The 13,016-nt window shown below is 65.4% G+C and carries 10 protein-coding genes and 1 pseudogene; 7 read left to right on the top strand and 4 right to left on the bottom strand.

Annotation, left to right across the window (positions count from 1 at the left end; genetic code table 11):
* From V6M49_RS15225 to V6M49_RS15235, 3 genes are all read right to left on the bottom strand, one after another.
* A partial coding sequence (locus V6M49_RS15225; protein WP_332761810.1) for a SufB/SufD family protein occupies window positions 1-951 on the bottom strand: 951 nt, incomplete at its 3' end.
* A gap of 2 nt (window positions 952-953) precedes the next feature.
* Window positions 954-2,417, bottom strand: a complete 1,464-nt coding sequence (gene sufB / locus V6M49_RS15230) for a Fe-S cluster assembly protein SufB (protein ID WP_141140584.1) — start codon at window positions 2,415-2,417, stop codon at window positions 954-956.
* On the bottom strand, window positions 2,417-3,259 hold the full coding sequence (locus V6M49_RS15235) for a helix-turn-helix transcriptional regulator (RefSeq protein WP_442959742.1): 843 nt from the start codon (window positions 3,257-3,259) through the stop codon (window positions 2,417-2,419). Before V6M49_RS15235 ends, sufB begins: the two co-directional genes overlap by 1 nt.
* Window positions 3,260-3,365: 106 nt before the next feature.
* On the opposite strand from V6M49_RS15235, the gene V6M49_RS15240 reads away from it, so the two are divergent.
* From V6M49_RS15240 to V6M49_RS15250, 3 genes are read left to right on the top strand one after another with little or no spacing between them, the layout of a single operon-like run.
* Window positions 3,366-4,334, top strand: coding sequence for an ABC transporter ATP-binding protein (locus V6M49_RS15240; RefSeq protein ID WP_332761813.1), 969 nt, complete (start codon window positions 3,366-3,368; stop codon window positions 4,332-4,334).
* Window positions 4,331-5,101, top strand: a complete 771-nt coding sequence (locus V6M49_RS15245) for an ABC transporter permease (RefSeq protein ID WP_141140582.1) — start codon at window positions 4,331-4,333, stop codon at window positions 5,099-5,101. The genes V6M49_RS15240 and V6M49_RS15245 overlap by 4 nt, the downstream gene beginning before the upstream one ends.
* Window positions 5,102-5,108: 7 nt before the next feature.
* The gene (locus tag V6M49_RS15250) at window positions 5,109-6,053 is read left to right on the top strand and encodes a COX15/CtaA family protein (RefSeq protein WP_332761815.1); all 945 of its coding nucleotides are present in this window, start codon (window positions 5,109-5,111) and stop codon (window positions 6,051-6,053) included.
* A 277-nt stretch (window positions 6,054-6,330) separates the two neighbouring features.
* Here V6M49_RS15250 and V6M49_RS15255 read toward each other — a convergent pair whose 3' ends face one another.
* Window positions 6,331-7,290, bottom strand: a complete 960-nt coding sequence (locus V6M49_RS15255) for a heme o synthase (protein ID WP_056339805.1) — start codon at window positions 7,288-7,290, stop codon at window positions 6,331-6,333.
* Window positions 7,291-7,800: 510 nt separating this feature from the next.
* On the opposite strand from V6M49_RS15255, the gene tkt reads away from it, so the two are divergent.
* From tkt to V6M49_RS15275, 4 genes and pseudogenes are all read left to right on the top strand, one after another.
* Entirely contained in the window at window positions 7,801-9,918 is a 2,118-nt protein-coding gene (tkt, locus tag V6M49_RS15260) for a transketolase (protein WP_332761819.1), read from the top strand.
* 23 nt (window positions 9,919-9,941) lie between these two features.
* Window positions 9,942-11,057: a transaldolase gene (gene tal / locus V6M49_RS15265; RefSeq protein WP_141140580.1), complete on the top strand. Its 1,116-nt coding sequence runs from the start codon at window positions 9,942-9,944 to the stop codon at window positions 11,055-11,057.
* Between the two features lie 6 nt (window positions 11,058-11,063).
* A complete protein-coding gene (locus tag V6M49_RS15270) occupies window positions 11,064-12,698 on the top strand; it encodes a glucose-6-phosphate isomerase (RefSeq protein ID WP_332761817.1) in 1,635 nt (544 codons plus the stop codon).
* A 15-nt stretch (window positions 12,699-12,713) separates the two neighbouring features.
* Window positions 12,714-13,016, top strand: a pseudogene (locus V6M49_RS15275) (glucose-6-phosphate dehydrogenase); the annotation flags it as partial.

Here is a 13,016-nt window from a genome sequence, read left to right on the forward strand (position 1 = left end):
CCACACAGCGTGGGCGTTACGGCCCTGCAGCGCGCCCTTGTAGAGCACGTTGGAGGTGCAGTTCGCCACCGCATGGTCAACAAAGAGCCGCTGCTCCAGGTGCTGGCCGGCGTCGGCGAAGTAAAGGCCGAACATTTCCGCTTCGCCGCCGGGGGCGGTAAAACGGGTCGACGGCGTGACGCGGACCAGGTCCCCGCCGAGGCTGACCACCACGTGCTTGAACTTGGCGTCGCGGCCGATCTTTGCCTGCTGGGAGGAGGCGTGGACGGCGTCGTCGTTCCATTCCTGGAGCGAGACAACCGTGAGGTTGGCGCCGTCTTCAACAACGATTTCGATGTTTTCGGACACCACGGCCGAGCCCTGGTGGTTCAGGACCACAGTGGCCTTGGAGAACCTCTCCGCCACGATCACCAGGTGCTGGGCGGCTGCCTCCGTGGAGGTGCCTTCGATCACGACGGTGACCTCGGTGTCGGCTTCAAACTCGGCCGGGATGGTGAGGACGGTGGCTTCGCTGAAGTTTTCCCAGGCGTTGGCGGACACGCGGTCCTCCGGGATGCCGGCGGAACCGATGCGCTTGTCGCCGCGTGCCACGGACTCAACCGTGACCTGCTCCGGGCCGCTGACGGTGACGGTGGGAGCCGCTCCCGCCAGGACCTCGCTGTGCAGCCCACGCAGGCGCTTGAGGGGGGTAAAGCGCCAGTCTTCCTCAAGCCCGGTGAGCGGCTTGAAGTCCGCCAGGTTGTACGAGGTCAGCCGGCCCGCGCGTGAGCTGTCCGGAATGCCGACGCCGCCGCCGTGCGAGTGGCGCTTGACCGCTTCGCCGGCCAGCGGGGCCTTGGAACCGTTCGCGTTGATCGGAGACAGGCTTTCGCCCTCTTCCGTGAAACCGTTAATAAACGGCTGGGCCGAGGGCGCGCCGATGCGGGCCTTTTCAGTAGTGATTTCAGTCATCGTTATCCGACGGACCCTTCCATCTGCAGTTCAATCAGGCGGTTCAGCTCAAGTGCGTACTCCATCGGGAGTTCGCGGGCGATGGGCTCGATGAAGCCACGGACGATCATCGCCATGGCCTCGTCTTCGCGCATGCCGCGGGACATCAGATAGAAGAGCTGCTCTTCACTGACCCGGGAAACAGTTGCTTCATGGCCCATCACCACGTCATCCTCACGGATGTCGATGTACGGGTAGGTGTCCGAGCGGCTGATGGTGTCCACCAGCAGCGCGTCGCAACGGACGGTGTTTGCCGAGTGCTTGGCACCTTCACGGACCTGGACGAGGCCGCGGTAGGCAGCACGCCCGCCGCCACGGGCCACGGACTTGGAGATGATGGAGCTCTTGGTGTTCGGCGCGATGTGAACCATCTTCGAGCCGGTGTCCTGGTGCTGGCCGGCGCCGGCGAAGGCGATGGACAGGGTCTCGCCCTTGGCGTGCTCGCCTACCAGGTAGACGGCCGGGTACTTCATGGTGACCTTGGAGCCGATGTTGCCGTCAACCCATTCCATGGTGGCGCCTTCTTCGCAGATGGCACGCTTGGTCACCAGGTTGTACACGTTGGTGGACCAGTTCTGGATGGTGGTGTAGCGGACGCGGGCGCCCTTTTTGACGATGATTTCCACCACGGCGGAGTGCAGCGAGTCCGAGGTGTAGATCGGCGCGGTGCAGCCTTCGATGTAGTGGACGTAGGAGTCCTCGTCGGCGATGATCAGGGTGCGCTCGAACTGGCCCATGTTTTCCGTGTTGATGCGGAAGTATGCCTGCAGCGGGATGTCCACGTGGACGCCCTTGGGGACGTACACAAAGGAACCGCCGGACCAGACGGCCGTGTTCAGCGACGCGAACTTGTTGTCGCCCACGGGAATGATGGTGCCGAAGTACTCCTGGAAGATCTCCGGGTGTTCGCGCAGCGCGGTGTCGGTGTCCAGGAAGATGACGCCCTGCTTTTCAAGGTCCTCACGCAGCTGGTGGTAGACAACCTCGGACTCGTACTGGGCGGCGACGCCGGAAACCAGGCGCTGCTTTTCGGCCTCGGGGATGCCGAGCTTGTCGTACGTGTTCTTAATGTCATCGGGCAGGTCCTCCCAGCTGGTGGCCTGCTTCTCGGTGGACCGCACGAAGTACTTGATGTTGTCGAAGTCGATGCCGGAGAGGTCTGCACCCCAGGTAGGCATGGGCTTGCGGTCGAAGTACTTCAGGCCCTTGAGCCGGAGATCGAGCATCCATTGGGGCTCGCTCTTCTTGGCCGAGATGTCGCGGACGACTTCTTCATTAATGCCGCGGCGGGCGTTGGCGCCGGCGTCGTTCTTGTCGGACCAGCCGTACTCGTACGTGCCGATGCCGTGGAGCTCGGGATTCTTTTGCAGAATCTCCGAGATCACAGTGTCTTCGGCTACCGCTTTCTCTGATAGTTGGTCCGTCATCACGGCCTTTCTTGCTGATGGTTGGTTACTTCATCCAGGCTGGCGGGGGCTGCCTGCGGGACGCGGGGTCCCCCTGCAGCCAGCCGGCCTGTGGGTATATGGGTGGTGCAGACGTGTCCACCGCGAGCCAGCGTGGAGAGGCGGCGCACGTCAACGCCTACCAGCCGGGAGAACACATCGGTCTCCACATCGCAGAAGACAGGGAACTGGGCGGCGAGCTGCTGGATGGGGCAATGCCCCTGGCACAGCTGGACGCTGGAGAGTGCTGCCGGCAGCGGGGCCTTGGCCTCGATCGAGGCGGCCGACGCCACGAAGCCATCCCGGCTCAGCGCCGCGGACAGTGCCTGCGCCCTGGCGGTGATGTCCGGCCCGGCCTGTTCGACCTCGGGTGCGTACCGGCGTTCCATGTCGGCAAAACGTTCGACGGCGAACGCGCGGACGGCGTCGTCGCCCGCTACTGCCTGGAGCTGCTTGAGCGCGAGGGTGGCGATGTCGAGGTAATCGTTGCCAAGCGTGGACTGGCCCTGCGAGCTCAGGACGTAGCGGCGGGCGGGACGTCCCGCGCCGGCGCCGGCCTTGGCCACGCGCTTGACCTCAATATCCCCGCTGCGGGCCAGATGATCAAGATGCCTCCGGACCGCGGCTGGTGTGAAACCGAGCATGTCGCCGAGTTCCGCCGCGCTGATGGGGCCGTGCTCAAGCACGGCACCAAGAACCCGGTCCCGTGTACGCTCGTCCGAGTCCGCCACCGGCACAGCGGCCACGTGGCCGCGGTCAGCGGCGGTACGCGGCGCTCGGTGCCCGGCAAACGGCACAGCAGCAGCAGTGGTCATGGAATACACAACACAATCATGTCGTAATTTACTCCCCCGTACTAGTAAGGTCAGGCTGACCTGCGGCCGGGGTCCACTGCGGGGCCGCCAGTACTACATCGCGTAGAATGCTGGGGTGCGATCCCCCGAATCCCCGGTTCTGTCCATCAGCGGGTTAATTAAGGATGTTGGTCCGCTGGCCAGCCTGGACGGAAAAATGCTCCGGGTGGTCAACGGCGTATCCCTTATGGCCGAACGCGGCCAGGTCACGGCCCTCCTGGGCGCCAATGGAGCCGGAAAGACCACCACCATCGAATGCGCCCAGGGCCTGCAGAAGCGCAGCGGCGGCAGCATCTCGCTGCTCGGCCAGGATCCGGGCCGTTCGGGCGCTGACCTGCGGTCCCGCGTAGGCGTGATGCTTCAGGACGGCGGCCTCCCGCCGTCGGCCCGTCCCATCCCGCTCCTGCGACACATCGCTGGAATGTACGCGCGGCCCCGCTCAGTTGACGAACTGGTGGAACGGCTCGGCATTGATACTTTCGCCAGGACCAACGTGCGCAGACTCTCCGGTGGGCAGAAGCAGCGCCTGGCCCTCGCCGCAGCACTGATCGGCAATCCGGAAGTCCTTTTCCTGGACGAGCCCAGCGCCGGCCTGGATCCCCAGTCCCGGCAACTGGTCTTCGAGCTGATCTCGGAACTGCGGGCGGCCGGGATGGGCATCATCCTGACAACACACCTGATGGACGACGCCCAGCGGCTGGCGGACTACGTGTACATCATCGACGCCGGCAGGAACGTCGCCGAGGGAACAGTTTCCCAGCTGCTGCAGCGGGACCCGGCTGTGGAGGCCGGCACCGACCACGTCCGCACCCTGGTGTTCGAGGCTCCCCCGGGGCTGGATTTCACCGGCGTGCTGCCCGATGGCATCACCGTCTCTGAAACACGGGCCGGAAGCTACGTGGCCTCGGGTGCGCTGACACCCCGCGATCTCGCGTCGTTGACCGCCTGGTGGGCAGCCCACGGCGTGATGCCCGGTTCCATGAGCCTGGCGGCACGAAGCCTGGAAGATGTCTTCCTGGACATCTCGGGAAAGGACATCCGATGACGGCTCCCGCAGCCACCCCCGACCAAGGGGCACCGGCCACGCTGCTGCGCCGTATCCTGCTGCAGGGTAAATACGAATCACTGACGATGCTCCGGAACGGCGAGCAGCTGATCCTTGCAGTCGTCCTGCCGCTTCTGGCGCTGGTGGGGCTCACCGTCACTCCTTTCCTGGACGGTTTCGGAGCCAGCCGCATCAATGTGGCCGTCCCCGGCATCCTGGCATTGTGCGCCATGTCCACGGCCTTCACCGGGCAGGGCATCGCCACCGGCTTCGACCGGCGGTACGGGGTTCTCCGGTTCCTGTCCACCACACCCCTGGGCCGCGAAGGCCTCATCGCGGGTAAGGTGCTGGCGGTCCTGGCGGTGCTCTGCCTCCAGGTGGCAGTGGTGACGCTGGTGGCGCTTCCGTTAGGCTGGCAGCCGCCTGCCTCCGGCTGGCTCCCCGGGCTGTCACTGCTGGCCCTGGGCGCCGTGGCGTTCACCGCGCTGGGGCTCCTGGTGGCAGGCACGGTCCGGCCCGAGGCAACCCTCGCCATCACCAATCTGCTGTGGATCCTGCTGGGCGCCTTGGGAGGGATAGTCATTCCCGCGGAACGGCTGCCCGCGCTGGCGCAGGGAGCGGTCCACTACCTGCCCTCCGGCGCACTCGGCGAGGCCATGCGCGAAGCTTTCCTGCACGGCTCGTTGAACGGCGGCGCCGCGCTTATCCTGTTGCTCTGGACGGTTCTTGCCGGAGCAGCAGCCATCCGTTGGTTCAAGTGGAATTGAGATATCCGTGAGCACGGCTTCACGCCTCCCCCAGATCGCCGGCCGCCTTATCGCGAGGCTGCCCCGAACCGTGGACACCAGTGTCCGCCGCCTCGCGGTGGCGTCCCTGGTGGGCCAGACGCTGCTGGTGGTGACCGGCGGCGCGGTGCGGCTGACTGCATCCGGCCTCGGCTGCCCCACCTGGCCGCGCTGCACCGAGACCTCTTTGGTTAACACTGCCGAAATGGGGATCCACGGCTTCATCGAATTCGGCAACCGGCTCCTGACGTTTGCCCTGGCGGCGGTTGCGCTGGCCATGCTTGTGTACTTGTGGAACCTTCGCAAGGAGCGCCGGGACCTCTTCCTGCTGGCGCTGGGCCTGCTGGCCAGCATTCCGGCACAGGCGGTGATCGGTGGCATCACCGTGCTGACCAACCTCAATCCGTGGGTGGTGGGCCTGCACTTCCTCGTGTCCATGGCCCTTGTGGTGATTGCCACGCTGCTCGTCAACCGGGCCTACGGCAGGACGGGCCGCCATGCCGGCGTCCAGCTCCCCGCATTGCCGGGCGTCATGCGTCCGGTGACTGCCGCCGTCGGGCTTTTCTCCGCCCTCGCCGTAATGCTCGGCGTAGTGGTGACCGGCTCCGGTCCCCACGCCGGTGACGCCGATGCTCCCCGCAACGGCCTCGACTGGGACCTGTTCTCCCACATCCATGCCGTTCCGGCGTACCTAATCACGGCCGGCACACTGTTCGCACTGGTGCTGGTCATTGTCCGCCGGATCCAGGGCCCGTTCCGCACGTCCGTCCTGTTGCTGCTTGCCGTGACCCTGCTGCAGGCCGTCATCGGCTTCACCCAGTACTACAACGGTATCCCCGCGTTGCTGGTGGGCGCCCACATGCTCGGCGCCGCGCTGCTGATGAGCGCGGCAACAAACTCCGCCGACCTCGCCCGCTCGAGCCCGGTCACGTAACCTCCACTGTTTTTGCCCAACAGGAGTGCCACGATTCCCGATGAACCGTGGCACCCCGCATTTAAGGACGCTCTCTCACTTAATGCAGGAAGTGGGCAGACCCTCTCTCATTCCCTGCGGTGGTTCGTAGGATCTTCCCTTACCTCCTGGAGACACAAAAGCGACCCTCCTTCACCGTTGGTGAGAGAGGGTCGCTAAGAAAGCTGCAGGTACTGATAGAGGGTCGGTAAAAAACCCACATTAATTCGGAATTGAGAGAGCGTTGGGTGGGGGTCTGTTAACCGATGATCGCTGATCCGACGAACGGATCCACGGCCAATGCGATGAACAGCAGCGTCAGATAACTGATGGAGCCGTGGAAGACCTTCATGGCGCGCTTGTCCGAGATGTCCTCGCGCTGCGCCCGGTTGTAGAGGGAGTGCGACTCGTAAAGGAACCATGCACCCGCCAATACTGCGGTGGCCGTGTAGACCCAGCCCGCGCCACCGGCGGGGACCAGCAGCAGCGAGCAGGCCACCATGGCCCAGGCGTAGAGGACCACCTGGACGGAAACCACCTTGGCGCCGGCAATTGCCCCAAGCATGGGCACGTTGGCGTTGCGGTAGTCCTCGCCGTAACGCATCGAAAGCGGCCAGTAGTGCGGCGGCGTCCAGAGGAAGATGACCATAAACAGGATGACGGCCGGCCATTCGACGGTATTGGTCACGGCGGCCCATGCAATCAGCACCGGGAAGCAGCCCGCAGCTCCACCCCACACAATGTTCTGTGCGGTGCGGCGCTTGAGGATGATGGTGTAGATGACTACATAGAAGAAAATTGCGGCCAACCCGAGCCACGCGGCCAGCGGGTTGGCGCCGAACCAGAGAATAACGATGGCGGCTGCTCCGAGCAGCCAGGAGAACACCAGCGCCTCACGCGGGGTCACCTCGCCGGTGACGAGCGGACGGTTCTCAGTCCGGTGCATCAGTTTGTCGATGTCGCGGTCAAGGTAGCAGTTGAAGGCACCGGCACTGCCGGCGGCAAACGCGCCGCCGACCAGCGTGGCCAGGATCAGGCCGATCGGCGGGAAGCCGCGCTCGGCGTAGATCATGGTGGGCAAGGTGCTGACCAGCAGCAACTCAATGACACGCGGCTTGGTGAGGGCGAAATACGCCTTGGCCTTACGGGCGAACCCGGCTCCCCCTCTGGTGCGGGAAGCATTAAGCGGCGTATCTGTTGTGCTCACGGTGGCAGTCACCCGTTCTGGTTGGCAGTTCTGTCTGGCGGTGCAGCTGTGTCTTGCGGCCGTTCGCCGGGCAGCCCGCCGATGGTCATCAGAAGAGGTCCCGGCAACGCCCCGGGTGTGCCGCCGCCCCGAAAGGGCTCGGCTACCGGCGTCGGCCTCCAAATATCATACCGTGCGCATTTCTAACAGATGCCCCCGGATTAGGCCCTGATGATTGCGCGCAGGGTGATTCGAGCAGATTAACTCAACCTCACGAAATGGCGATTCACATAAGGGGAAATTGCGTCCAAAAGGTGAGATTTGCGCTGACCGCAGAGTGGAATCGAGCTAAGCTGTCACCAGATCAGCAAGCGGCAGAAAAGCGTTGGATAACGCGTTCCCATAGCCCTGCTGAATGATAGATCAACGTTTCGATGGTGAACGGCTGGTACACACCGCAGCGGGCACCATAGCGTGCCCCGAAACGGATCCCGTGTACCGCCCACCATCAGCACAGAGAGGGGCCCGGTTTTCGTGCCACATTTGGAAGAGCAAGAACTGTCATGGACCAGCTTGGACCAGCGCGCGGTGGACACTATCCGCGTTCTGGCTGCGGATGCCGTCGAGAAGGTCGGTAACGGCCACCCGGGCACGGCCATGAGCCTGGCGCCCGCCGCCTACCTTCTCTTCCAGAAGCTGATGCGCCACGATCCGCGCAACCCGGACTGGCTGGGACGCGACCGGTTCATCCTGTCTCCCGGCCACACGTCGCTGACCCTTTACATCCAGCTGTTCCTGTCGGGCTACGGCCTGGAACTGAAGGACCTTGAGGCGCTTCGCACCTGGGATTCCCTGACCCCGGGCCACCCGGAGTACAAGCACACCGCCGGTGTGGAGATCACCACCGGGCCGCTGGGCCAGGGCCTGGCCTCGTCGGTCGGGTTCGCCTACTCCCAGCGCCGGATGCGCGGCCTGTTCGACGCCGATGCTGCGGCCGGCGAAAGCCCCTTCGACCACACCATCTGGGTTATCGCCTCCGACGGGGACCTGCAGGAAGGCGTCACCTCCGAGGCGTCCTCGCTGGCCGGCCACCAGGAACTGGGCAACCTTGTAGTTGTCTATGATGAGAACCACATCTCCATCGAGGACGACACCGACATCTCGTTCACCGAGGATGTCCTCAAGCGGTACGAGGCGTACGGCTGGCACACCCAGCGCGTCGACTGGACCAAGACCGGCGAATACAAAGAGGATGTGCAGGAGCTTTACTCCGCACTGCTCGCCGCCAAGGCCGAGACGTCCAAGCCCTCCATCATCTCGCTGCGCACCATCATCGGCTACCCGGCGCCCAAGAAGCAGAACACGGGCAAGATCCACGGTTCCGCTCTCGGTGCAGAGGAAGTCGCCGGCCTGAAGTCTGTCCTGGGCTTCGACCCCGCCAAGTCCTTCGACGTTGACCAGGAAGTCCTGGCCCACGCCCGCTCTGTCGTGGACCGCGGCGCCGCCGCCAAGAAGGAATGGGAAGAGTCCTTCAACGCCTGGCAGGCCGCCAACCCCGAAGGCGCAGCACTCCTGCAGCGCATCGAGGCCCGCGAACTGCCCGCAGGCCTGGACGCCGCGCTTCCGGTCTTCCCGGCCGGCAAGGACGTCTCCACCCGCGCCGCTTCCGGCAAGGTCCTGAACGCCCTCGGACCAGTCATGCCGGAACTCTGGGGCGGCTCCGCCGACCTCGCCGAGTCCAACAACACCACCATCGAAGGCTCGCCGTCGTTCGTGCCCGCCTCGAAGCAGACCGATACCTGGTCCGGCAACCCCTACGGACGGGTCCTGCACTTCGGCATCCGCGAGCACGCCGCGGCATCGATCGTGAACGGCATCGCCCTGCACGGGCGGACCCGCGCGTTCTCCGGCACGTTCCTGATCTTCAGCGACTACCAGCGGCCCGCCATCCGGCTCGGCGCCCTGATGGGTGTTCCGTCCCTGTATGTCTGGACGCACGACTCCATCGGCCTGGGCGAAGACGGCCCCACCCACCAGCCGGTGGAACAGCTCGCTTCCCTACGCGCCATCGTGGGCCTGGACGTGGTGCGCCCTGGCGACGCCAACGAGGTCGCGGTGGCATGGAAGACCATGCTGGAGAACCACGAGAACCCTGCCGGCATTGTCCTGACCCGCCAGAACATCCCCACCTATGCCCGTGGTGAAAGCGAAGCCGACGGCGACACGTTCGGTTCCGTTTCCGGCGTCGCCAAGGGCGGCTACGTCCTGGCTGAAGCTTCCAAGGACGGCGCCACCGTCCCCGCCGACGTGATCCTGATCGGCACCGGCTCCGAGGTCCAGCTGGCCGTCCAGGCCCGCGAAGCCCTCCAGGCTGAAGGCATCGCTGCCCGCGTTGTCTCCATGCCGTGCGTGGAGTGGTTCAACAAGCAGGACGCCGCTTACCGCGAGTCCGTGCTCCCCGCTGCCGTCAAGGCCCGGGTCTCCGTCGAGGCCGGGCTGGCCCTGGGCTGGAGGGAATTCGTCGGCGACGCCGGACGTTCCATCTCGCTCGAGCACTATGGCGCTTCCGCCGACTACAAGCGCCTTTTCCAGGAGTTCGGCATCACCGCGGTGGCTGTCGCCGCCGCTGCCAAGGACTCCCTCGCTGGCCTGCAGGCCTGAACCAGATTTTAGGAGATATCACCATGACTACCCCTACACAGCAGCTCTCCGACGCCGGAGTATCCATCTGGCTCGATGACCTTTCCCGCAGCCGCCTTGAGACCGGCACGCTGCAGAAGCTGATCGAAGAGAAGAACGTTGTTGGTGTGACCACCAACCCGTCCATCTTCCACGCCGCCATCACGGCCGGCACGGACTACGACGCCATCATCGCGGCGCAGGCAGCAGCCGGCGCCAGCGTCGAGGAGACCATCTTCGAAATCACCACCACCGACGTCGCCGACGCCTGCGACCTCTTCGCACCGGTGGCAGCAGCCACCAACGGTGTTGACGGCCGCGTGTCCATCGAAGTTGACCCGCGCCTTGCCTGGGACACGGCCGGCACCATTGCCGAAGCCAAGCACCTGTACAAGAAGGTCAACAAGGACAACGTCCACATCAAGATCCCGGCAACCCTTGAAGGCCTCGAAGCGATCACCGCGACGCTGGCCGAGGGCATCAGCGTCAACGTGACCCTGATCTTCTCGCTCGAGCGCTACCGCGCCGTCATCAATGCCTTCCAGTCCGGCCTGGAGCAGGCCAAGGACAACGGCCACGACCTGTCCAAGATCCACTCGGTCGCGTCGTTCTTCGTGTCCCGCGTGGACTCCGAAATCGACAAGCGCCTTGACGCCATCGGCACCGACGAGGCCAAGGCACTCAAAGGCAAGGCAGGCGTGGCCAACGCACGCCTGGCCTACCAGGTCTACGAGGAGCTCTTCGCCACCGAGCGCTGGGCACTTCTGGCTGAAGCCGGCGCGCTCCCCCAGCGTCCGCTGTGGGCCTCCACCGGCGTCAAGGACCCGGCCTACCCGGACACCCTGTACGTGACCGAACTGGCCGCGCACGGCGTCGTGAACACCATGCCGGAGAAGACCCTGGATGCCACGTTCGACCACGGCGTCGTCACCGGCGACACCGTCTCCGGCACGTACACCGAGGCCAACGCCACGCTGGACGCGCTGGACGCGCTGGGCATCTCCTACAACGAGGTTGTCGCCCTCCTCGAATCCGAAGGCCTGGACAAGTTCGTGGCCAGCTGGAAGGAACTCCTGGGCGACGTCGAAGGTGCCCTTGCCGCTGCACGGAAGGCCTCCTAACCCACTATGAGCACTCTCAGCTACGACGCCACCGGTGCCGCGCAGCAGGCACTCGAGCAGCACCTGCCCGCCCTCGTGGCGGACCGCATCGCCACCCGGATCTTCGCCAAGGACCACACCCTGTGGGGTCCCGACGCCGAGGCCGAGTCCGCTGTCCGCCTCGGTTGGGTGGAGGCGCCCACCGTCTCCCAGGCCCTCGTGGCCGGCATCCTCGAGCTCCGTGATGCCCTCAAGGCTGACGGCGTGACCCGCATCGTGCTTTGCGGCATGGGCGGATCTTCGCTGGCTCCCGAGGTCATCGCCGGCACCGCTGGCGTCGAGCTGACAGTGCTGGACAGCACCGACCCCGACCAGGTCCGTGCTGCCCTCGCAGACCGGCTGGCCGAAACCGCGATTGTGGTTTCGTCCAAGTCCGGTTCAACCCTGGAGACCGACTCCCAGCGCCGGATCTTCGAGCACGCCTTCACCGAGGCCGGCATCGATGCGAAGAGCCGGATCATCATCGTCACCGATCCCGGTTCCCCGCTGGATAAGGCATCGCGTGAGGCCGGCTACCGCGCCGTCTTCAACGCCGATCCGAATGTGGGCGGCCGCTACTCGGCCCTCACCGCATTCGGGCTGGTCCCCTCGGGCCTGGCCGGTGTGGATATCCAGGCCTTCCTGGATGAGGCCGAGGAAGCCGCCGAGATCCTGAACGAGGACGCCGCCGAGAACATCGGCCTGGCCCTCGGGACAGCCCTGGGCGGAACCAACCCGCTGCGCAACAAGATTGTCATCGCCGAGGACGGCTCAGGCATTGTGGGCTTCGCGGACTGGGCCGAACAGCTCATCGCCGAATCCACGGGCAAGCTCGGTACCGGTGTCCTGCCGGTGGTTGCCGGTCCCACGTCGCCGGAGGTCACCTCCGGCGCCGCCGACGTCCTGGTGGTGCGGCTGGTAGCCGCGGATGCCGACGTCGAACTCGGTGACAATGAGGTAGCCATCGCGGGCGGCCTGGCCACCCAGATGATGGTGTGGGAGTTCGCCACTGCCGTGGCCGGACGCCTCCTGGGCATCAACCCGTATGACCAGCCGGACGTGGAGGCCGCCAAGGTTGCCGCCCGCGGCCTGCTGGACGCCCAGCCCGAACCGACCCCTGCCGCCTTCGTGGACGGCGCCATCGAAGTCCGCGGCGGTGACTGGCTCCGTGGGGCAGCCACGGCGGAGGAAGCCATCGGCGCCCTCCTTGGAACGCTCGACGACGACAGCTACCTCAGCGTCCATGCCTACTTTGACCGGCTGGCCTTCACAGAGCTGGAAGGCATCCGCGACCCGCTTGCCGGCGTCAGCGGCCGTCCCGTCACGTTTGGATGGGGCCCGCGGTTCCTCCACTCCACCGGGCAGTTCCACAAGGGCGGACCCGCCATCGGAGTGTTCCTCCAGGTCACGGCCTCTCCTGCGGAAGACCTGGCCATCCCGGACCGTCCGTTCACGTTCGGGGAACTGATTTCCGCCCAGGCCGCGGGCGACGCCCAGGTCCTGGCCGGCCATGGCCGCCCTGTCCTGCGACTGCACCTGACCGACCGCGCCGCCGGAGTTGCACAGCTGCAGGAGATCATTGCAGCACTCGCAGCCCGGTCAGCTTCCGTCACCGAAAACTAAGGCTCAACAGCAGACATGCCAGAAACTGAAAACGGCAGGAATTCCGCGACGCGTTCCGGACGACCAGGGCGTAATCCGCTCCGGGATCCCCGCGATCGCCGCCTGAACCGGATTGCCGGTCCGTCGTCGTTGGTGCTCTTCGGAGTGACCGGTGACCTTGCCCGTAAGAAGCTCATGCCGGCCGTGTATGACCTCGCGAACCGGGGGCTGCTGCCGCCGAGTTTCGCGTTGGTGGGTTTCGGCCGCCGTCCGTGGAAGCACGAGGAGTTCGCTGCCGAGGTGAAGGCTTCGGTGAAGGCGTACTCGCGGACGCCGTTT

The sequence above is a fragment of the Pseudarthrobacter sp. genome, from assembly GCF_036675385.1.
In the GTDB taxonomy this organism is placed as follows: Bacteria; Actinomycetota; Actinomycetes; order Actinomycetales; family Micrococcaceae; genus Arthrobacter.